This window comes from Bacillus cereus group sp. BfR-BA-01383, from assembly GCF_022663495.1.
In the GTDB taxonomy this organism is placed as follows: Bacteria; Bacillota; Bacilli; order Bacillales; family Bacillaceae_G; genus Bacillus_A; species Bacillus_A cereus_AU.
In genome coordinates this window covers 49,257-70,861 of the sequence record NZ_JAKUFP010000013.1, presented here as the reverse complement: position 1 = coordinate 70,861, position 21,605 = coordinate 49,257, and the positions used below count along the sequence as shown (strand labels likewise).

Here is a 21,605-nt window from a genome sequence, read left to right as displayed (position 1 = left end):
GTAAAAGAACCTTTTAGAAAAGAAAAAACCTTACTTTCTCACGTTATGGATCATACAAACTGTATACTTCTCTCTTACGCACTGCTTCCTTTCCTTTACTGAAGTTTACTCGCCCTTTTTTACACCAATTCCTCAAAATCCCCTTCACATAAGCGAACGTTCGCTTATTATTTTCAAACGCAACTTTAAGTGCTTCTAGTACTACCTTTCCTGAAACTCTTTGTATCCAACCCTTCAATTCCTTCACAATATATGGAGATAGACTACTTATATTGTGTTCGTAAAACTTATAAACTTCACTATGTGGAGTAGTCTCTTCTACCGTTATAACTTCCGCATCTTCCTCCTCTTCAACAACTGCTTGTAAACTACTATTATCCTCTTCTTTCGGCATACCAAAATGCTGCAGTAATAATGGAATCTTCCATTCTTCTTCAAGACATTTACGTAAAAACATATGTATAAACTCTTTACTCTTCACAGCCTTTAACTCACGTAACACGCACTTCTCTACATTCGTATTTAAAATAGGGTTATAGCGTAGCCAATTTGTAATATATAACTCTTTCGTTTCTGTATCATATAAAATCTTCCCGTATTCAACAAAGCGGTTCAACAACTTCTCAACAGTCTCCCTACTGTAACCTGTTTCAAGCTCTGCCAAACGTTTCGGTAATATGTAAATTCCACATTGCTTCGTTTTCGTACCCGTTAACAAATATATGTAAAAATAACGCTCCTCTGGTGTTAAGTCTAATATGAATTCATCTTGCCAAAAGTTAACCCGCACATTACGGTATACCGCCATATGTTTCCCTCCCGCCCATTACTAGTAAAAAGGCAAACTTCAATCCTTCAATATAAATATAGGATTGTAGGGATGGTTTGGGCATTTGAATTCAAATTTTTTTACTACTACAACAACGGTTTTATTTTTTCGCGCTTTTTGTTCTTGTAGTTGTAGTTGTTTTTGTTTTGTTTTTTCTTAGTGATTTATTACTTGGTAGGTGCTTATGAGGGGCTTGGAAGGGGCTTGGAAGGGGCTTGAAAATACAAAAATTCAATCTACATACACATTCCTACTACACTCTACTTACATTTTGCAAAAATATAATTTCTAGAGTTATTAATCCCCTCAAAAAACCTTTGAAATATTGCTATAATACAAATGTAAAGAGGGATATATTCTACTCGCTAATATTGATACATTAAGTAAAGAAGAACAAAAAGTAATGAAGCAACTAATTAGTAAGTTAAAATCTTTTGCTCATGCACCACTAAATAAAAATCACTGCTTACGTATGAAACCATTTACTGAATTTGAAGGGCTAGAAATAACACCGCTATAATGGCTTGAAAATATTGTTGAAATATTAAGGCAAAGCGTATGAGTTTATTAGATTATATATTAAGGGGATGACCTAATTGTTACATACGATTGTTTATGATAAAGCGAAGTACCATTTTGAAGGTGATTTTCCTGAGGACTTACCAATCGATCAAGCTTTTGTACATACTGGCATGTTTTTAGGATGGATAATTGAACATGATTTATGTAGTCAAGAATTTGAAGAAGAGTCTCAAGACGAAATTAACCAGTTTAAACTTAGACAAATGACTGGTACACAAATTTATATGAACTGGGATGGCGTTTTAGCAGACGACATGTTAAATGATGAGGGCAATCAATTCGCAATGTACTACTTTAACCATGACGAGGACTGAAAGTATATAAATGATTACAGTGATGTTTTTATAGACGAAGGCGAAACTCTCTACCATGTGCAAGATACTTGGGAAAACTATTTCAAATTAAAAGAAGTTATTGATTATAGCTATAATTTTTGGAAAGACAACTTACAAAATAAATAATTATAACAAGTCGATTTCTTATGTTAATAAGGAATCCGCTTGTTAATACAGAATTTAATTTCAATTTGTTGATTAGCATCGATATACATCTTTTCACTTAGTACGAATTCAAGCGTTCTTTTCAATACGATCCCCCTTTTATTAGCCACTAACAACTTGTATATTTTTTTATTCTTCCTTACCCTACTGTAATTGTCTCACAACTATAGATAGCTTGTAGCAGTTACAAAATCAAGGCCTTCAAAATTACTAACGGAATTGTCATACTGAAAATTATAAATTAATACGATAGAATTATAGGATTTCTTTAATTTAACTTCTTCCTTAATTCGAGAAAGTATTTTATCATCATATGAGCATCCCGTTAACAACACAGAAATATCATCACTCGCTTCTTCTAACACTTCCTTTTCAATAAAATCCTCATCTACATCAATCATATCAATATTAAAATCAACAAAAAACCTTGCTGGTATAGAGTCTCCTTCTTCATCATATGTAACCTCCATATATACATCTAACTGATCTTGCGTTTCCATATTCCCTAACCATATTGAAACCATTCCATGTACTTCCATTAATAGCGTCCCCCATTATGAATATATATTCTCATTCAACTTACGCTTTAAATATTCAGCAATTTTCATCTCTCCTCTTTATAGACTCTCTAATTCTTTTCGCAATTTGAATCTTATCCATTGTATTTCTCCTTTAATTCTTATCTTGCAGAACTAACTTTATAACTTATCAACTACTTTAAAACTCATGATTTTTATAAAAACCATTTCTTCTTTCCATTCAGTTAAATAGGATTATTCGGAAATTCATTATCATACTTAATAATTAGCGCTTTATCATTTTCATCAATTGGTACTTCACCTAAGTATTTATGTTTCCAAATAATCATTTGATCACTAAAACTATATTCTGTATCGAACCAATTTGTATAATCGAAATGCATGTTAAATTTCCCACTATGTTCAAGAGACATTGTAACGGAGTACCAAAGTTCTTGGTGGTTATCTTTAAAAACACTTCTTAATTCATCACTTAATTCAAATAACTTTCTTTTATTACTTCTAAATTCTATTTTATCAACAGCAAAGTAAAACGGGATTTTCACACTATAATTAAAATCTTCTCTATCTTCAGGTGTATTATAGTAAAAGTAAGTTCCCCCTCCAGTTTTTGATATTTGAGCGTAGAAATAAAATTTATCCCACTCTGCTGGAATCATTTCATTAACCGTCTCCGCTATCTCTCTATATAACCTATTCAGCTCTTTTTCCAATTAAATTCCCCCTATGTGATTTTTACCGTCCACTTTTTCTATATTATACCATTCTCTAGATTAACTCTGGCTTCATTTTATTCAAAAATCAGACCAAGTCTCGATGAACTTTAGAAAGTAGACATACCTCTAGAATACAATTAGTATTAACATTGAGAAGTATGCAAGGCTTAAAAATACAAACTAGATAATTACACTTAAAAAGGTTTTTATATTAAGAAAGGAAGTGCACAGCTATGGACTTTAAAACAGTTATGCAAGAGCTTGAATCCCTCGGTAAGGAACGAACGAAAAAAATATACATATCTAACGGTGCACACGAGCCAGTTTTTGGCGTAGCTACAGGCGCTATGAAACCAATCGCTAAGAAAATAAAATTAAATCAAGAGTTAGCCGAGGAGCTGTATTCCACAGGAAACTACGATGCTATGTACTTTGCAGGTATTATCGCAGATCCAAAAGCTATGAGTGAGTCTGATTTTGATCGCTGGATAGACGGAGCATATTTTTATATGCTATCCGATTATGTGGTGGCAGTAACTTTATCCGAGTCAAATATTGCACAAGATGTTGCTGATAGATGGATTAAAAGTGGGGATGAGCTGAGAATGTCAGCAGGATGGAGTTGCTACTGTTGGCTTTTAGGAAATCGTAAAGACAATGAGTTTTCCGAAAGCAAAATTTCCGATATGCTTGAAATGGTGAAAAATACAATTCATAATTCACCAGAACGAACAAAATCCGCTATGAATAATTTCCTAAACACTGTGGCAATTTCATATGTTCCACTACACGAAAAGGCAGTCGAGACTGCAAAAGAAGTTGGTATAGTTGAAATAAAACGTGATAAGAAAAAAAGCAGCCTTCTAAATGCTTCCGAAAGTATTCAGAAAGAGCTTGATAGAGGAAGACTTGGTTTTAAGCGTAAATATGTAAGGTGTTAATCAGATTCGTATCAGGGTGTCAATCCGATAAAGATTGATACCCTTTTTTCATCTTCAAAATATTCACTGTCCCGATTGATCTTTATCATAAATCCCATCAGTGAATCAGCTATTTTATTTTCAAAGTGATATACAGGCGTTTGTTGAGACGTATTTAAATTAAAAAGTAATATCCTGATACCCTACTCCAACTACCTTTTCATTTAATAAACGAACTCCTACACCATTTTCTATATCCCACGTACACTTAAATGTAATCCCAATCTCTCTTCCCCCCATAATATCTGCATACGGAACAACAATACCATCTAAACTAATCATCTCTAGTATTTGATCAGTTGTTTCAATTAATGGATAATTTTCTTGCACTCCAATATCATATCCTAATTCACATCGCCTTTGTTTGTAATAGTCTAATATAGACTGTAATAAACTTATTTGTACCTCTTCCCAATTTTTCATTAATGATTGATACGCTATATACTGCCCTTCATCAAACATCCCATCTTCTTCACCATCTATCATCAAATCAACCTCAGTTTCATTACCTATAAAAGTTATAGGCATACACTTAGCCCAAGCATAATTATATTCAAGCTCTCCGAAAACTGAATCATTCATTCTCATTTATCCGTCACTCCTCTCGCACTCATTACTAAGACGTCCCTGTTTATTATTCATTTCTGTTAACACAAGTTACATCATGACTCCACTAAATAACACCTAACATTTGAAATATTCTTTTATAAATGAATAAAATGTTGGCCAACTCTCCTTTAATTTTCCACTTAAAAGTAATTCATCTCCACCTTCAAAATTTACTGAGTAAACTTGATCGGTTACACTATCAAGTACCAATGCAGCATTTGCTGTCATTTCCGTTAAAACTAAATACTTATTAGGAAATCCATGTTCCTTTCGAGCAATAATTGTGTAGTATTCAATATTATCTTCATCATAATAACCGAATTCAAAGCTCGTCCCAAACTTTGAATGAACTGAATCTCCATCTATCGTGTAATCTATATCAACATACTCCTCAAGATTTTGGAGTGATTTAGAAATTCCAAACCACACTGAAACCATTCCACTATATTCCATTTTCCCACCCCCACCTAGCCGGTCTATAATTCATATAAACATTATTTTTGTAGCCTCAAACTAGAAATCAACTCATTTAAACTATTCGAAACCTCTATAAACAACCCACGTTCAAAATCCTCCAATTCGACCTTTCCGCTTACATTATTTAAAACAACTAGTGAACCATTTCCTTCTACTCCTATCGGAATCTTATCTAGCTTACGATGATTTTTTTCATACCCTTCTAACTTCTCTTTGAAAGAATCTAATTCTATATTTGGTAATACAGCCTCTAAACTAATATAATGGTCACCGATAAACCCATCCAAATCAGCAAACCAATATGAGTTAAAATAGTGATGAACTGAATCATGAAACTTAATTGCGAACCGCTCCTCAAGTAGGATTAAATCAGTTTTAAAATATTTCTCAACCGGTTTCCATGAAATTTCATCTTCCTCTATTTCACCTTGATATATAACAAAATCACCCTTTTCGTTATATGGTGTTTTAAATAAGAAATTCAAACCTCTATCAAAATATTCTTTTCTCAATTTAAAATATGTACTCATAGCATTCTTCACTATCACCATACTCCTCTTCAATGCACCATACATTTCCCTTTTTACTTTCAATTATTCATATAAATTCTCAATTTCAATAAACCAAAAAGACCCCTTTTTCATACACTTATTATCAATTTTTTTCAACTCTTCCTTCAACCAACTTATTGTACACTCGGGTATATTATTATCGATAAAGGCATCCTCACCATTTATCTCTACTGCCTTATCGATCATTTTTGAATATACTAATAAACATTCTGCAAATTGATGTATAGAAGAATTTATAAACACTGCTTTATACTCATCACTACTATTTAGAAATACTACATTTTCTTGTTTTTCAATTATACAAATTGGATCTCCAGAACTAGTTGTTCCTAAAAACCAATATTTTCGAAACTCTTCTGGCATATGAAATACATTTGTAATAGACCTTATGAAAGACTGAGATGAAGTAAACTCTAAATATGGTGACGGTGTTTCTGGTAAGCCTCCTATAGACAAAAATCGTTTCACTTCATCTGAAAAGTTTTTGTCCATTAATTCTTTTTCATGAAATGTAATAAGTGGGCCATCTTTATTAACATCCCATTTCTCTCGAAAATCCTCTGGTAATATCATTCTTTCACCTTCTTGACGTGTTTATATCTTTTAAGATTTAATTGGGCTACTAGTTGTTTTTTTATTTTTTCCACATAAAAAAATACCATCTATTATTATCTACACTTATTCACTAAAACTCCCTATTTCCTCTGTCCAAAAACATCCTTCCGTTAAAGCAACTGCATCAATTTTTTGAAGTGCACTAGAAATCCACTCTACCAAACCTTTAGGTATATTTTTCTCAAAATAAGCTTTTCTTCCATTGGCAGCCTTTACTTCTTTTATAAACTCTACATAGACAAGTAAAGCTTCTGCAAACTTCTCTATCGTACTATTTATAAGAACAACTTTATTTTCATTGTCATAATCTATATATACGAGTTGTGATTTAGATTCATCAATACAAATTGGGTTTCCACTACCAGTAAATCCAAAGTATATAAACTTATAATACATCGTACCTAATTCATTATGTATCTCGCTCAACCTTATCCCGCCACCGTTATTTGCAGATTCAAATGTAAGAAATGGCGGAGCAGACTCCGGAAAACCTGCTTTAACTAAGAAGTCTTTCGTTTCTTTCGAGAAGGAAAAGGAACCAATGACTTTTTCATCATAATGAATTAAACCGTATATATCTTTATTCCAATTCACTAAAAAATCTTGTGGTGAGATCATTTTTATCCTCCTGCATATCATACACTCTGTATTCGATTTTACTCGTATATCGCTTTCTTATACGACTCGACTACATGTCCATAAAAATACTTTTTACCAATCTTCCATTCTTTCTTTGTTAAAACATCAATATATGACATCAACTCTCTATTTTTTTCATTTGTTATAATCGTATCGTATTGAATTGGACATTTGATTCCACTCCAAATTGATAAAACGGAAGGTAGAGTAATAACATTATAAGTAGTTCTATCTCTTAAAGAACTCATAACTTCCGACACTAATTCCTTTGCCCAATCTCTAGGAAAAGATAGTCTATTACGATAATAATATTCTTGCGCATCATTATTTTCGATAAAACCAGAATAAGCTTCATTAAATTCTGCTAACGATACTTCATAATACTCGTCCTCAATTCCAAGCATCCATGAAAGTTCATTTCTAATAGCTTTTTCAACAAAGGTACCTTCCCACTCTTCTAGTAATGCTAGAAGGTATGGTACTACATTATATGAGAGAGTTTCACCAGCACTTACTACAAAATTATGAACCCCATCCTCTGAAGCACTTGAAAGGAATTTCAAATTATTCGTTTCTAATAAATCATCGTGAGTAGCTACTGAGCAAAATAGTCTAGTACATAAATTCAAAACAAGATCATCTCGAGTACTATTCATAAGTTCGATTAGTAACCCCTTTACAGAGAAATCACCAAGCTTTAACAATTCATTAATTAAGATAATGCATTCTTTCTCTGTTGCACTATCTCTTAGGTTAGACTTAAGATTTTCAATTGTATGATTAGAAACCTCTCCATACCAAATATCTTTTTTCAAATGCTCTAAGTCCATAATTTTCTCTCCTTTTATTGCTTCTTACATTTATACGAACCATGTTATATGGATAATATTATTAATCATGTAACTTATTTAAAAACTCCGTAAAATCATTAACAATATAGAATACATTTTCTCTTGCTCTTTCCTCTGCTGCTTCTTCCGTAATCCCTTCACTTTCCATCAATGTTTCCTTTTCCCATGCCCCCTCATGTTCCCAAAAGACAACAATTGGATCTTCTTTATGATTTTTATAATCAAAGCAAATTAAATTTCCTGCTGGGTCAAATGCGAATGGAAGTAATCCTAACGGTAATGTGTCATTGTAATCATGAAATACCTCCATAATATTTTCATCATCATCCATATCATAAGTTAGTAATGTCCCAAAAACCTTTCTCTTCCCCTCAACTTCAAATACTTCTGGGCTAACATGTGCTCCATTATTCTTCATTACACATTCTATATAATCTAAAGGGAAATGAATGCCCAACTCCTTTTCCACATTCTTTACATTTTCTCGCAATATAGGCTTATCTGGTAATCTCCATTCCACTTTACTCATCTCGCACCATCCCTCTGAATTTCCTCAATTAATTACTACACATCTAAAACAGTTATAAGAGACCTTAATAAATTACATTTAAAATCTTATTTATATCTGTCATACAGTCTTTCACTAAATCGTAAAAACCAACATGTACATTATCTTCATATATCCAAAAAAGGTCTGTTCCATATGGTGCTTCAAATATTTCTAGCATTTGAGGTGCAATTGAAGACATTGATTCTGCATTAATTATGCAAAAGTTTTTTGGATTGTTTACATATTCATCATCATCCACTTCTGAAAAGATGTTCCAACCATTTAATTGAGAAATAGAACTTTCTTCTCGAAAACTATATCGAATAGGTACTCCATTCAAAACATTTCTAGATACAATAAACCCTCCATATGCATCATTTCTATTTACCATGTTCATACTCCTTTACAATATTAATAAGGCAATACTCTTACAACTTCTAAAGTCAGCCAGTTCAAAATCACAATCATTAAACACTGCCCCTATTAATCTCTTTATTCTTAGTCTTATCCCTTTTACAATCTTTATTATCTCTTATCCATCTTACGCTTTATGTATGCAGCAATTTCTGTTTGTCCGAATTCTTCAGCATATTCATAAGCATTCATATTCTTAAAGTTTTCTCCAGTGTATCTAATTGAAATATCTATTCCTTTTTCAACTAAAAACTCAACTACTTCTTTACGTCCGCCATAAATTGCTCCAAATAGTGGATTTCTTTTTGCTAAACTTACATCCAATTCGGCACCAGACTCTACTAAATATTTTACTATTTCCAAATGTCCTGCTCCTGCGGACAAATTTAATGCAGAAGCATCAAATGTACCGCTTCTAGCATTCATATCTATCCCTTTATTAATCAAATACTGAACAATTTCGATATGTCCTTTCTTTGCTGCAACATGTAACCACGTACCAAATGGTGTCATTGAATGTAAAAATCCTGGATTATCACCTATTAGACGTTTTACTTCATTAATATCACCAAGCTTAATAGCATTTCTTATTGTTTTATTTATACTTTTCTCCCCCAGAACATCATACCCTCTCTCTTCATCTAACAACTCTTCCTACGCCTCCTGAATTGCATTAAATAATTCGTAATACTCCCAATCTTTCATACATCCTCCCTACAAAAAAATCCCCACGTTTATGTGAAAATAATTTAAACAATCTTTCAACACAAATATGAGGACTTCCTTATTTCATGACTATACTTTACACATTTTATTCGTTAGAATCTTCTTCTTTCAATTTATATACCCTATCTCTTTTTTCATCATTTTTGATAAAAATAAGCTTTCCTTCTTTCACAAAACCTTCTAATAGTAAGCATACTTGCCCATATGCTTTAGGCTTATCAGTTGTGAATCTTTCATCTGATATTTTACCAGCTCGTATTAATTGTTCGCATAACTCAAGTGCACTTATTTCTTCAGAATTAAGTAATTGTAAAATATCCTTTTGTAAGGGCGATAAAGGTACAGGGATCTCGGCTACCTCCACCTTTTCTTTTTCTTCTTCAAATAAATCTTCAAATGAAATTTGATCCATTACACCTTTTCCTTTCTAACAATTGGTTTATATAACATGAACTGAATCCTATATGTACTGGAACTTTAAATATTATTTATTGTTATGTAGTACTTACCTTATTACATGAATTTCAAACTCATGTACATCATTTCATATAGTATGTTTTGATTATACCAAATATACGTTCTGTCTTCTATTGTAGAATTCGTTATAGCAGGAATGAAAGTAATAGTGAACATTTACCTCCTTGTTAGTTGTATAAACCATGTAAAAAAATAGAAATAACATTCGTAAATTTGTATAATGAAATGAAATTTTAGTTGTTTTCCTTTATTTGAGCGACTAATAATCACTAATCGCAAACTCTTAAAATTTTAAGAGTTTGCATTCTATTATAGGAAACGCTACAAAGGATTTATTGATTACTCCTGCTCCTAATTCGGAAGCATATGTGGTGAAACTATATAACACAAATACCCTAGCTCTTCGCTAAGGTGTTCTCAGTTTTATTCATAATACAACTCTTCTTGGCTTTTATTTATACAAGCATCATGTTAATAGAATCTTATAGCGGGAGGGTGTCTTCATTTTTCTATTACATCAATATACAGCTTCCATCTCAAGTGTACATTTTTAAATATTCAGCAATTTCTACTTGTCCTCTTTCAGTAGCAAATTCGTAAGCTCCCATCTCTTTCATAGTATCCCCTGTATACTTTACAGTACTATCAATACCATTCTGAACAAGATACTTTACAATATTAAGATGCCCACCATAAATCGCCGAGAATAGAGGATTTCTATTTGGGTCACTAACATCTAATATTGCACCATTATCAAATAAGTACTCTACAATACCAATTTCACCTTCACTAGCTGCATGTGCAATAGGCGCTGACTTTGGTACACCTTCATTACGGTTAATGTCCATACCAGATTCAACAAGAAATTTTATCATATCCAATTCACCAGCTCTAGCCGAAACATGTAGCCAAGCTCCAAATGGTGTTACAAAATTAAGTAAACTTTTATCAGTGATAATTATCTCTTTCGCTTGTTCTATATCACCTTTTTTAATGAAATCATAGATTTTTATCGCTTTTTCCTTACTTTCCATAGAATCCCCCTGCACTATTTTCATCTAGCTTAAACAGTTAGACATTGACTACGATACATTTAGCTAAGTGCTACTGAGAGAGCAGATTTAAGCATAGTATCAAAATCGCAAAAAGTTTCCATATGCTCGCCTGAGGGCTTGTCTAGTTCAACAAATTTCTTTTTGGAAACATTATAACAATACCAAGCTATATCTGAATCTCCGAAAAAAATCAGCTCATCTTCGTCTTTAATTGACTCCCATATTTCATTAGCATCCAAAAAACTATCCACCTCATTTATTGGCTTAAAATCTAAAAAACTTTGGTCAATCCAATATATTATTAATCCATACTACCTAATAGATTTGTTAGTTGCCATATCTTCATGATAGCTCTCCTTATTCTCAAGCATTGTACAAGAATTATATTTTGCTTTTTGTAAAAAACTTCTCCCCTATTTTATCACTTCTTGTTTTTTCTCTATCACTATCTGTTAGTTAATTCTTTAATTATCGTTTCAGCCTTATGTAATTCTTCTAATAGCGTATGTGGATAGTCATTGTAACTGTCCATATACGCACGCACACCACCCACAATGGTTATTCCCTTAATATCCTCGTTATTCTCTAATATTTCTAATGCTTTTTTATATCTTTTATATATTAGTTGTAAAATGCCACTATTAATATCTTTAACATAGTCTTTCTCTAACTTATGTATCACGACTTTTACTTGTTGAATTAACTGACTTTTCTTGTTCACTATGTCCTCCTATTTCTTAGCACGGATTTTATCATTATCAGTTCAGTAGGAAACCTTACAGGGATAATCCCTAGTAATTATCCATTTTTCATATACCTATTTTTAAAGTTTGTCCTTTTAATACTTCTATAATCGTTTCATATTTTCTAGCGTTTTTTTAAGCACATACTATTGCACGAATTAACGCCAATTTTCAAAAATATTTTTTAAAAATATCATCTATAAATAGCACTTTTTCTCCCTCTATTAATCATGTAATTTATTTAAAAACTCAGTGAAATCACCAGCAATATAAAACAGATTTTCTCTTGCTACTTCCTCTGCTTCTTCTGCCGTAATTCCTTCACTTTTCATCAGTATTTCTTTTTCCCACGCACCTTCATGTTCCCAAAAAACAACAATTGGACCTTCTTCATGATCCTTATAATCAAAACAGATTAAATTTCCTGCTGGATCATTTGCGATAGGTAAAATCTCTTTAGGGAGTGTAGGATTATATATTCTATATTTTTCAACAATGTATTCACTGCTTTGTTCATCAAAACTAAATAAACTACCAAAACAACGCTCTACTTTTCCTACATTAAATTCCTCTGGTAATACACTCGCCCCTCCATTTATCTTGACACAATCAATATAATCTTGGGGTAACTTGAATCCTAATTGTAAGCCACTCGATTTAATCTTAACTTCTGATACTTCTGAATCAGCATATTCCCATTGTAAATCTTTTCTCATAATACCCTCTCTCCAATCTAATCCATCTCTTTTATAGCATAATATTTTTTTCTTTTATAATAGTAGTACTTTTTGAATCCATACCTGTAGGATTATTTTCTATTAAGTCTTCTTTGACCCTATTAACATTTTTAATTTTAAGTAACTACTCAGAATAAAAGCTATAATCTATTTCAATCTTACTAAGGCCATCCAATACTTTCTCTATCCTATTAGTCAAGTCTGCTATTTCCTCTTGTGTTAGTTCTTTTGTAACATCTAAATCCTTAAATATCCTTAACCTCTTCGATATTCCTTTAACATATCCAATAAAGACCTTATCTTTGGATAACAATATTTCGCCTACAGCAGTATCAACAATAAAGTCTTCTACCTTTCCAAGGTTTATATACTCATTAATAGTTCTTGCTATTGCATATTCATGTCCCCTATTTAATTTCAAGTAATCATTATAGTCTTCATTAATTTCCTGAAATATTTCATCGTATCCCCATTCTTTCACGATATCATTCCTTTTATAGGATAAGAATCCTACCATTATTTTGGGTACCTTTAATTTTTTATACTTCTATTTAATAACCACTCCAACAATGGCTTTGCCTCACCTATTACGTGTATCTAGTTCTATACATATATTTCTTAGTAACATTTAGTTTACCACCCAGTATTAAAGCAATTTCATTCAGAATCATATATCTTTTAATAGGATCAAATTGTTCTGTTGTATAATCTAAAATTTCAGTTTTTTCATTTTAGTTAATATCCTTAAATTCCTCTTTTTTACTAGAATTTAATAGTTTTGCTATTTCTATTTGTCCCTGTTCATATGCAAATGCTAATGCATCCATATTTTTCATATATTCTCCCGTGTACTTAACGTGAATGTCAATTCCATTTTCAATCAGAAGTTTTACTATATCTATATATCCACCTTGAATAGCACCAAACAGCGGATTCTTTTCCGGTTCACTCACATCTACTTCCGCTCCACAAGTCAATAGATACATGACAATTTCAAGCTGTCCTTTTGAAGCCGCTTGGTTAAGTGCCCCATCACCATATACACCACCTCGCTTATTTATGTCAGCACCTAATTCTATAAGTCGCTTGACTATTTCAAGCTTCCCATGTGTGGCTGCAACATGAAGAAAAGTTCCAAACGGCCTCATCGACATATTCAAGAGCTCCGTATCTGAACCAATTAACTCAGCTACTCTTTCAACATTATTTTGCTTGATGGCTGTACGAATTTCTTTAGCTAGTTGAATATTTTGCATATTAATCCCCTTATCTCAACTTCTTTTTTTCTCTGTAAAGGTGCCGATAGTTTTAATTATAGCGTTATTCAAATTAATTCGTGATGGTACTACATTTAAAAAGTCTTTGCTTTCACACTCAAAACACTATTCTTTATGCTGTTTTTTTAGCATTTCCATCCCGTACATAAATCTCTTAATAGAATCCTCGTTCTTCAATAATTCACTTAAGTACAGTAATAAATCAAACTCTTCAGGATCTGCATCATAATAGATCATTCCTGGATCAATAAAAGGCTCATAAACTATATGACAGATATCTCGTCCTGCTATTGTGACACTAAAACATCTTTCAAATTTGGAAATATACCTATTTACACAAATTAAATTGCCTATCAATGTTTCAAATGAAAGTCCATTATAGAAAAAATATAGTTTGTTATTTTCAACATATATACCAACTACCTGTCCATCTTCACTAAATCCTCCAACACCTTGTCTAACCAACTGTACCTTGTTCTTTTCGACTATTGAATATCCGCTAGTTTCTAACATGATATATGTTCCTACCTCGGGGTAATTATTCATTATTATCATAAATTTCCCCTCCTAATTCTTTAATTCTAATAGTATATGTATTACATCATCTTTTTACATTGATTATTAAACTAATGTGAATTTGTATTAATCTACTATAAGTTTTAATATGCTCAATCCAGTACTAGTACAATCCATTGTACTCAAACTTTCTTCCCTTCATGGATATCCAAATATTTCTTTTCGAAATTAGATTTAGGTATGAGGTTAAATTGTATATTGTCATTCATACGAATTTGTCTCTGAAAGATCCTCATAATTAAAGTCAACTTTAAATTTACCATCTATCATCAACAGGTATCCTATATTGATAAACTCCAACAAATTCTAATTCATTATTTTTAAATTTAACCTTTCTTTCCTTAGCACTGCTTTCCATATTGTAAATTAAAATGGCTGCGTTAAATTTCTTTTCACGGTTTGTATTATTAAATTGTTGAATAAATTGATCAACGTAAGAAAAACCTTTCAATAAATCCTTTATATTATTTTTTGATTGACTAACCCATTCCTTTTCAACTAAATCGCGATCATAATAAATCAAATTAAAGTCCTTTTCGAAATTAGAAGATATACTATCTCCATTTTCTGTATATTCAGTATTTTTATAATTCAAAAATTCATCCTTACTCTCAAAATTCCCAACCCATATGGATACTTTCTCTTTCATAATTCTACTACCTTTCAATTCACATATTCTATTATAGATAAATTACCAAACCATTTATTAAACTCTCTGTTCCCATTAGTAGCAATGAAATTCTCCTAAACCCCTTCAGAATCAAAATCACACGAATCGTCTTTTACAAAATAATTTTTACCTATAGTTAAAAATTTAGTTCTCTAATTGTACATATTTCTTAAAATCCTAATTTGTTTACTCATAAATTATTTGATTAATCCCAGCAACACTTCACTATTTTGATACAGAATTATTATTTATTTCAAACGACTATAAGAACACTATTTCTACCATAACCTTTTAATCAATACTAGATATTTTTAATATATCCCCTAATTCTCCTAACTGGTTTATTTTTTCTAAAGCTAATTCAACAGGGATACCTTCCATTAATACAAATGGTAATTGTTTTGACCCTTTTAATAAATCGAACAATCCCTTTTTTATGATAAATACCTCTTGTATTTTCTTTAAATCCATAGCCCCTCTTATTGGTGGATTAATTAATATAAGATTACAAAACTTTCCCTTACACACTTCCCGCTCTTCATTCATAAATTCAACATCTATCGCACCGTCATTTACCCACTGTACCAAATTCTCACTTACTACAGCAGCATAGTTCAGATCCATTACTTCCTACAGCAACATAACCCTTTGCATACTCACGGACTTCATATGTTTTATTTCTTTCATGTATTACATCAACTCCAAACAGAACAACTCCATTATCATTTACAAATCCATTTGTATGCTTTAGTAATTGCTTATAAGTATTTGGGAATGCTAATCCCATTTCCTCTTCAACTTTTTCAATCTCAGTTTCATCAACTGGAGAATATAATTTATATGTCAACAATTTTTGAACATCTATCATTTGAATCCTCCTAGTTATTTTGTATTAATATTACTAGCTCCGATATTGGTAACTTCACTATGAGAGTTTTAATCGACAAAAATCTTTAATAATGCTACGTTTAACCTTCAGCTTCTTCATAGCGGATATAACTTTCCTTTAATATATCTAAATATTCCTCTGGATTTATCAACCTTAAATATCCGTTTAACATACTTCCAAATCCATATTGTTTCCATAAATCTATTATTTGTTCAGGAACTTTACCTGGATACTTTTCAACAATCTCTTGTGACGGCTTTTCGAAACATATAAAATCACTTATCTTTTCCATAGTATCCCCTTATCACAATTTCTCTAAGATTGAATTTACTTTTTCTAAATATAAATCTGCTTCGTCCTCTCTTATCTCAAGAAGAATCCCTTTAATTATTTGCTTTGTTGAACTATTTATATTTTCTAAAACATTCATATACGATACTACTAAACCTTTTGAATGTAAAAGTGTCCGATGAATTCTTTCCGCCCAGAATTCTGCATGAGGTAACATTTTAGGAATACTAATAGCTAATTTGCATAACCCTTCCTCTACCCCGGAATGTTCAGCAATATAAAAAATCGTTTCAATAAGGTAGTCACCCGCTGATGGCTCAGCAATATCATCCTCAAAAATTATACAAAGATCAGGAATTATATCATTTGTCCCTTTATTCGCTAATTCATTGAGAATACTCTCAAAAACTTCAATATCATCCCCTTCATTCTCTAGAAAACGCATTTTATATAAAATGGATATTCGCTCATTAAAATTCATTGACTTCTCCTCCTTTTTACAACATCGTTATTATAATTTATCACATATTTTCACATCATTATGTTCATAATACGTTCAATTAATCTATTATAATAAATTATTACTTTCTAATAACTGATACCAATCATCCTCTTTACTTCCTACGGTTTCACTAATTCCTCCAAATTGAACAAACTTATTACCTAATTCACAATATCTTTTTCCTACATAATAATGTTGTAAGAAATTATTAAAATCACCATATGACTCAATAATAAAATTTTGATTAATTAAATCTCCATACAAACAAGAAACTTCTCCATTAATCTTATTAATAAACAATGGATATCTTTCAATTTTCCCTATACAAATCCACTTATCAGCACCACCTGGCATGTCCTCCGTATAAAATTGAATACTTTCGCGTTTTAGATGACCATATATAGTAATTACTCCACCGTTCAACATTTCATATTTTTTTATAATAAAATTATAATCTTTCAAGGGACCTTCTTCTAATTTTTCATCAATCTTTTTTTCTACCTCTATAATTTCACCAATAAGCAAACAAAATGGATCATTACCTAAAATCCCCTTAATTAATTCTATTTTTTCTAATACTGATTTCTCCATTTTCTACTCCCACTCATTATCCATTTAACTATGATGTAACTATTACTGTACCCCTTTTAAAGGTTATTATTTTTCACTTCCTCAAACCACTCATCAGCAATATGACTAGCTGTTTTAACATCATCATTCGTATATACTAAATCATACTTATATTGAGCTTTAAACTTGCCACTATGAGCATCATATATCAATTTCATCTCAGTTGGCATGTCGCGCTCATATTCTTTGCATAATGCTTTTACTTTTTCGATATCTTCACATATTATACGCAATACCATAAACTGACGTTCTCTAGACACATCATATCTTTCGTCTCTATCCCCTAATGCATCATTTACTTTATGACATTTCACATGTATATTATTAATCAAATAAAAGAATCTACCTGAAATAATACCTTCTTCACATGAAGCATAAACATATACTTTATCCGCTCTATCTTCAACATATTCCATACATATAGATATCATATCCGATTGCAATTCACTAAACTTTTCCTCAAACTCTTTCATATTACTTTTTCACTCCTTAAATTAAAAGTTAAATGGCAACGTCTTGATACCCCACTTCAGTTACTTTTTCATTTAATAAACGTAGCCCAAGTCCATTCTCTGCATCCCATGTACAATCGAAAGTTATCCCAATATCTCGCTCTTCATTAATATCACCATATGGAACTACAATTCCAACTAAAGTTATCATCTTAAGTAATTGATTAATTGTTCCGATATGCGGATAATTTTCATTAAATTCAATATCATACCCTAGTTGTTGACGCTCTTGCTTGTAATAGTCTAAAATTGCTTGTAAAAAAACTTGCTGCAGTCGTTCCCAATTTTGCAATAATGAATTATAAGCAATATATTGTTCTTCATCAAAATTTCCGTTTTCTTCACCTTTAATCATCAATGCTATTTCAGCTTCTTTTCCACAAAATTCAATGGTAATGTCCTTAACCCATCCATATGTATATTCAATCTCACCAAAAACCACATCATTTATGATCATGTTTAACTCTCCCTGTTTACTCTCTTGGATTAATATCGATTTCTCTAATCGTATGAAAGTTACCCTCTAATATTAACTGTTTTTTCCAGTTGTTTCTATACTCAGTATCGTACTACTAATTGCTAGTTTTTCAATTAATTTTTTCGCCTTACCGTATGGAAATCTCTCTACTAATATATAAGGAGGATTTTTTGAACCCTTTAGCAAATCAATTGCGGAAATCTCAAGCCCTAATACGTTCTTTATTCTTATTAAATCTTTCAAACCTTCACTAGGAGTTTTCACTAACACTATATTACAAATATCAGACGACTTATTTATTGTTTTCTGTTCTATTTCACTTACGCAACCACTATTTATCCATTTTTTAAAATCAGCGGTAATTACAGTAGCATGGCTTGGATTCATATCCCCAGAACCAATTACTAACACCTCTTTTTCCTCTGCATGTTGAGCCATTAAAAATACATTACCCCCACCGTCATCACCAATTGAAACATACCCCCTCGCATACTCATCTACTTCCCATACCTCGTTCCTTTCTGCAATATGCTCCGTACTATAAATAACTAGCCCACCACCGATTGAAAAGCCATTTGTAAATCTCAATAAATCCTTATATACATTAGGTAATGTAACATTCATGCGATTTTCTACTGCTTGAATTTCAATATCACTCGCTGCTGATTTTTCTATCAAATCTGGAATATTAAATAGATTAATCATTTAATATTTCCTCCTAAACTATCAAGATATTTATACGTATCGATAACTTCCTTTCATCTCTCTATAATCCTGTCACTATAGATTTCATTAAATTCATAAAGTATATCGGTATGTAAGCCTTCATTTTTCATTTGGTAAGTAGACAATCATTTCCCCTTTCAGGTACTCACCTTTCCATCCACAAGGCCATCCTCCCATTTTATACACCTCAAATACCTTTTCATAAAAATTATCCACTTTTCCATTTACTAAACGATTTAGTCCACACATCTCAAGGTCTCTTTCTACTTCTTCAAGAATATTTATATGATCAATTGAAATAAATTCCTGATAATAGTTATAGTTATTCGAAAAAACTTCATATAACATATCTTTTTTTGATTCCATATTAGGGTTATAAGTTCCTTCTAATAATTTTGCACTTTCATCCGATTTAATATCATCCCAAACGATTTGGGTAACATCCAAATCTTGAGACCAAGCCAATTCCTGTGCTTTATCAAAATCATGGATAATTTCAATGTCATGTAATAATTCATGTAACTTTATATCATTCCTATCAAATAAGCTTCTTTTTTGTATATACTCGATAACTTCCTCAACTAATTTTGTATTTTCACCGTACTTCATCCCTGTAGCCACCTTTCGCGTCGTCCTTCAGTCCCATTCTCCATGCTGTATTCACTTAGGGATATTCATTTGAATTTCATTGATTTTTTGTAAGTATCTTTGCTCATGCAGAAGCTGCCTCGAAACCCCAATGCACTCGCTTTAAAACAAAAAACAGGTTAATCATAGTGATTATCTAACTATAATTAACTTTTCCTGCGTACATTATTGCATGAAATAGTTTATACAGTCGCTTTGAAATAAAGTTTAAACAAAAACAACTCTCAATCCTAAGTTTTACGATAAATAAAAAGAATCCATTTTGAAAAAGATTGATCAAAATGGATTCTTCTTCAGCAGATTTTTGTTTCGGCTTTATAAAAAGATTCGAGCATTTTCTGCCTGTATTGCTCCATCATCGTGCCTGATTGTTCTCTCAAAAGTGAAGAGTTGCTATTAAACCTTCTTAATATATTCATACACTTCTTTAGGTTTTATATTAAGCAGGTGGGCAATTTCCGTTATTTTCTTTCCTTCTTCCTTCATCTTTTTTACTTTTATCTCCAATGTTTGCTCGTATTCTTCTGCAATATCAAATAATGGACTTAATAAAGAGTGCCATATTTCAAAATCAGCAAATTTATTTCTTTCCAAAAACTCATTTAACAATATTTCCAATTCTTTAGTTTGTATCATTCTTTTACCTTCTAACACTTGTTTCTCAGTAAGAAAATCACCTATATCTTTCATAAAATTAATAAATGAGTCCATTGAATCTGCAAGAAAATCGCCACCACTCCAACTGTCCATTCCATGCATGATTGAAGATATAGGATATCCTTCCTCATTTAAATCAATAATAATTGGATCTCCACACATAGTTTCATATGCAATAACAACCCAATTTGCATCCCAAGTATCTTCCTCATCGGTTACAAGGGGGTTTCCATCGGTGTCAATGCTGTATCCTACTTGAAATTCATCTAATTGCTCAAAAGAAAATACATCAAAATTTACATATTCTCTAATTTTTTTATGTTCTAAGTTAATAAGTTCTAAATTTCTCTTAATCTCTACTTTTTGATGATAAGAATTAAATTGTATCATTGTCATTTTTACTACATCCCTATTCATACTTTATATGTATTCTTTTGTATCTAGTTGTTTACTAACAAACTAAGACAAGAATATTAATAATTGATATTGTTATTTTTTCTTTGCCTCATATAAAGATTCTGTATTGTGAAAATGTTTTTTTAAACACTCTCACAATTTTATTATCATATAAATATATCTTTGCTGTATTCCCTATAGCTATTAGAAAACAAATTACAATGAACTATAACGCCAAAGTCTCTACATGTTTTCAAATGTCTAATAAGATATTCACACCAACATTATTTACTAATAACTCGGTTAGAGATGGTGCAATTTTCACTGCCTCCTCAACATCCAAATCTGCGAATCTGTTATAGTATATTCCAAAACCATCTTTACCTTGTAGATAAATTAATGCACCCCCACCTTCATCATCACCAATTGCGAGTGAATGAAGAAGGTAATTCTGCACTTTATAAGCTTCATTCATTTCTATGCAATCCAAAGCTCCCCATATCCTAATATACATTTGGTCGTTAACATTAATTTCAACATTTGAAGCTAGTTGAATCATTTCTATATATTCTGTAGGTACATCTATTACCGAAAAATGCTGAAGCGCTTTAATTTCTTCTTCTTTCGAAGGAGGTTCTTTATTATCAACTGTATACATATCACTGATGTTATGTAGTATGTTCATTAATAATCGCTCCTTTCATGCTTAGTATATAATTCTCTGAATATGTATTTACAGGGC

30 protein-coding genes and 5 pseudogenes are annotated in these 21,605 nt (G+C 31.5%); 2 read left to right on the top strand and 33 right to left on the bottom strand.

Features of this window, described 5'->3' with window-relative positions; all coding sequences use genetic code 11:
- Positions 1–43: 43 nt before the first annotated feature.
- On the bottom strand, positions 44–808 hold the full coding sequence (locus MR065_RS14505) for a DnaD domain-containing protein (protein ID WP_242214148.1): 765 nt from the start codon (positions 806–808) through the stop codon (positions 44–46).
- Positions 809–1,425: 617 nt separating this feature from the next.
- On the opposite strand from MR065_RS14505, the pseudogene MR065_RS14500 reads away from it, so the two are divergent.
- A pseudogene (locus tag MR065_RS14500) lies at positions 1,426–1,872 on the top strand (DUF7832 domain-containing protein).
- A 203-nt stretch (positions 1,873–2,075) separates the two neighbouring features.
- On the opposite strand, the gene MR065_RS14495 reads toward MR065_RS14500, so the two are convergent.
- Both MR065_RS14495 and MR065_RS14490 read right to left on the bottom strand, forming a co-directional pair.
- The gene (locus MR065_RS14495) at positions 2,076–2,450 is read right to left on the bottom strand and encodes an immunity 22 family protein (RefSeq protein WP_242214147.1); all 375 of its coding nucleotides are present in this window, start codon (positions 2,448–2,450) and stop codon (positions 2,076–2,078) included.
- A gap of 224 nt (positions 2,451–2,674) precedes the next feature.
- Positions 2,675–3,163, bottom strand: a complete 489-nt coding sequence (locus MR065_RS14490) for an antitoxin YezG family protein (protein WP_242214146.1) — start codon at positions 3,161–3,163, stop codon at positions 2,675–2,677.
- 236 nt (positions 3,164–3,399) lie between these two features.
- Between MR065_RS14490 and MR065_RS14485 the strand changes: the two genes are divergently transcribed.
- Positions 3,400–4,107, top strand: coding sequence for a DNA alkylation repair protein (locus MR065_RS14485; protein WP_242214145.1), 708 nt, complete (start codon positions 3,400–3,402; stop codon positions 4,105–4,107).
- A 159-nt stretch (positions 4,108–4,266) separates the two neighbouring features.
- On the opposite strand, the gene MR065_RS14480 is transcribed toward MR065_RS14485, so the two are convergent.
- From MR065_RS14480 to MR065_RS14340, 30 genes and pseudogenes are all read right to left on the bottom strand, one after another.
- Positions 4,267–4,734, bottom strand: coding sequence for a DUF6985 domain-containing protein (locus MR065_RS14480; protein ID WP_242214144.1), 468 nt, complete (start codon positions 4,732–4,734; stop codon positions 4,267–4,269).
- Between the two features lie 96 nt (positions 4,735–4,830).
- Positions 4,831–5,208, bottom strand: coding sequence for an immunity 22 family protein (locus MR065_RS14475; RefSeq protein ID WP_242214143.1), 378 nt, complete (start codon positions 5,206–5,208; stop codon positions 4,831–4,833).
- Positions 5,209–5,249: 41 nt separating this feature from the next.
- Positions 5,250–5,762 carry a SecY-interacting protein Syd gene (locus MR065_RS14470; RefSeq protein ID WP_242214180.1) on the bottom strand — a complete coding sequence of 171 codons (513 nt, stop codon included), beginning with the start codon at positions 5,760–5,762 and terminating at the stop codon, positions 5,250–5,252.
- A gap of 63 nt (positions 5,763–5,825) precedes the next feature.
- Positions 5,826–6,377: an SUKH-4 family immunity protein gene (locus tag MR065_RS14465; protein WP_242214142.1), complete on the bottom strand. Its 552-nt coding sequence runs from the start codon at positions 6,375–6,377 to the stop codon at positions 5,826–5,828.
- Positions 6,378–6,482: 105 nt separating this feature from the next.
- Positions 6,483–7,037 carry an SUKH-4 family immunity protein gene (locus MR065_RS14460; protein ID WP_242214141.1) on the bottom strand — a complete coding sequence of 185 codons (555 nt, stop codon included), beginning with the start codon at positions 7,035–7,037 and terminating at the stop codon, positions 6,483–6,485.
- 38 nt (positions 7,038–7,075) lie between these two features.
- On the bottom strand, positions 7,076–7,888 hold the full coding sequence (imm47, locus tag MR065_RS14455; protein ID WP_242214140.1) for an Imm47 family immunity protein: 813 nt from the start codon (positions 7,886–7,888) through the stop codon (positions 7,076–7,078).
- Positions 7,889–7,949: 61 nt separating this feature from the next.
- Positions 7,950–8,438, bottom strand: a complete 489-nt coding sequence (locus tag MR065_RS14450) for an SMI1/KNR4 family protein (protein WP_242214139.1) — start codon at positions 8,436–8,438, stop codon at positions 7,950–7,952.
- 64 nt (positions 8,439–8,502) lie between these two features.
- On the bottom strand, positions 8,503–8,850 hold the full coding sequence (locus MR065_RS14445; RefSeq protein ID WP_242214138.1) for a DUF2185 domain-containing protein: 348 nt from the start codon (positions 8,848–8,850) through the stop codon (positions 8,503–8,505).
- Positions 8,851–8,984: 134 nt separating this feature from the next.
- The gene (locus tag MR065_RS14440; RefSeq protein WP_242214179.1) at positions 8,985–9,491 is read right to left on the bottom strand and encodes an ankyrin repeat domain-containing protein; all 507 of its coding nucleotides are present in this window, start codon (positions 9,489–9,491) and stop codon (positions 8,985–8,987) included.
- Positions 9,492–9,684: 193 nt separating this feature from the next.
- Positions 9,685–10,011: a DUF3895 domain-containing protein gene (locus tag MR065_RS14435; RefSeq protein ID WP_242214137.1), complete on the bottom strand. Its 327-nt coding sequence runs from the start codon at positions 10,009–10,011 to the stop codon at positions 9,685–9,687.
- A gap of 601 nt (positions 10,012–10,612) precedes the next feature.
- Positions 10,613–11,110 carry an ankyrin repeat domain-containing protein gene (locus MR065_RS14430; protein ID WP_242214136.1) on the bottom strand — a complete coding sequence of 166 codons (498 nt, stop codon included), beginning with the start codon at positions 11,108–11,110 and terminating at the stop codon, positions 10,613–10,615.
- A gap of 59 nt (positions 11,111–11,169) precedes the next feature.
- Positions 11,170–11,439: pseudogene (locus tag MR065_RS14425) on the bottom strand (YrhA family protein); the annotation flags it as partial.
- A 137-nt stretch (positions 11,440–11,576) separates the two neighbouring features.
- Positions 11,577–11,852: a hypothetical protein gene (locus MR065_RS14420; RefSeq protein WP_242214134.1), complete on the bottom strand. Its 276-nt coding sequence runs from the start codon at positions 11,850–11,852 to the stop codon at positions 11,577–11,579.
- A 246-nt stretch (positions 11,853–12,098) separates the two neighbouring features.
- Positions 12,099–12,590, bottom strand: coding sequence for an SMI1/KNR4 family protein (locus tag MR065_RS14415; protein WP_242214133.1), 492 nt, complete (start codon positions 12,588–12,590; stop codon positions 12,099–12,101).
- 145 nt (positions 12,591–12,735) lie between these two features.
- Entirely contained in the window at positions 12,736–13,092 is a 357-nt protein-coding gene (locus tag MR065_RS14410; RefSeq protein ID WP_242214132.1) for an Imm3 family immunity protein, read from the bottom strand.
- Positions 13,093–13,345: 253 nt separating this feature from the next.
- Positions 13,346–13,867: pseudogene (locus MR065_RS14405) on the bottom strand (ankyrin repeat domain-containing protein); the annotation flags it as partial.
- A 126-nt stretch (positions 13,868–13,993) separates the two neighbouring features.
- Complete coding sequence (locus tag MR065_RS14400) at positions 13,994–14,443, bottom strand: hypothetical protein (RefSeq protein ID WP_242214130.1); 450 nt, start codon at positions 14,441–14,443, stop codon at positions 13,994–13,996.
- A gap of 277 nt (positions 14,444–14,720) precedes the next feature.
- A complete protein-coding gene (locus MR065_RS14395; protein WP_242214129.1) occupies positions 14,721–15,113 on the bottom strand; it encodes an immunity 22 family protein in 393 nt (130 codons plus the stop codon).
- A 312-nt stretch (positions 15,114–15,425) separates the two neighbouring features.
- Positions 15,426–15,758 (bottom strand): hypothetical protein, encoded by a 333-nt coding sequence (locus MR065_RS14390; RefSeq protein ID WP_242214128.1) that lies wholly within the window; start codon positions 15,756–15,758, stop codon positions 15,426–15,428.
- Entirely contained in the window at positions 15,727–16,002 is a 276-nt protein-coding gene (locus MR065_RS14385; protein WP_242214127.1) for an SMI1/KNR4 family protein, read from the bottom strand. The genes MR065_RS14390 and MR065_RS14385 overlap by 32 nt, the downstream gene beginning before the upstream one ends.
- 109 nt (positions 16,003–16,111) lie before the next feature.
- Positions 16,112–16,315: pseudogene (locus MR065_RS14380) on the bottom strand (GAD-like domain-containing protein); the annotation flags it as partial.
- 12 nt (positions 16,316–16,327) lie between these two features.
- Complete coding sequence (locus tag MR065_RS14375; protein ID WP_242214126.1) at positions 16,328–16,795, bottom strand: Imm30 family immunity protein; 468 nt, start codon at positions 16,793–16,795, stop codon at positions 16,328–16,330.
- An 87-nt stretch (positions 16,796–16,882) separates the two neighbouring features.
- Positions 16,883–17,407 carry a hypothetical protein gene (locus MR065_RS14370; protein WP_242214125.1) on the bottom strand — a complete coding sequence of 175 codons (525 nt, stop codon included), beginning with the start codon at positions 17,405–17,407 and terminating at the stop codon, positions 16,883–16,885.
- Positions 17,408–17,463: 56 nt separating this feature from the next.
- Positions 17,464–17,919, bottom strand: a complete 456-nt coding sequence (locus MR065_RS14365) for an immunity protein YezG family protein (protein ID WP_242214124.1) — start codon at positions 17,917–17,919, stop codon at positions 17,464–17,466.
- Between the two features lie 28 nt (positions 17,920–17,947).
- Positions 17,948–18,415 (bottom strand): DUF2004 domain-containing protein, encoded by a 468-nt coding sequence (locus MR065_RS14360; RefSeq protein ID WP_242214123.1) that lies wholly within the window; start codon positions 18,413–18,415, stop codon positions 17,948–17,950.
- 72 nt (positions 18,416–18,487) lie between these two features.
- Positions 18,488–19,141: an SMI1/KNR4 family protein gene (locus MR065_RS14355; protein ID WP_242214122.1), complete on the bottom strand. Its 654-nt coding sequence runs from the start codon at positions 19,139–19,141 to the stop codon at positions 18,488–18,490.
- A gap of 120 nt (positions 19,142–19,261) precedes the next feature.
- Positions 19,262–19,771, bottom strand: coding sequence for a cytoplasmic protein (locus MR065_RS14350; RefSeq protein WP_242214121.1), 510 nt, complete (start codon positions 19,769–19,771; stop codon positions 19,262–19,264).
- Between the two features lie 435 nt (positions 19,772–20,206).
- Entirely contained in the window at positions 20,207–20,863 is a 657-nt protein-coding gene (locus tag MR065_RS14345; RefSeq protein WP_242214120.1) for an SMI1/KNR4 family protein, read from the bottom strand.
- 96 nt (positions 20,864–20,959) lie between these two features.
- Positions 20,960–21,086 (bottom strand): annotated as a pseudogene (locus MR065_RS27745) (aminoglycoside phosphotransferase); the annotation flags it as partial.
- A gap of 30 nt (positions 21,087–21,116) precedes the next feature.
- A complete protein-coding gene (locus MR065_RS14340) occupies positions 21,117–21,548 on the bottom strand; it encodes an SMI1/KNR4 family protein (RefSeq protein WP_242214119.1) in 432 nt (143 codons plus the stop codon).
- Positions 21,549–21,605: the final 57 nt, after the last annotated feature.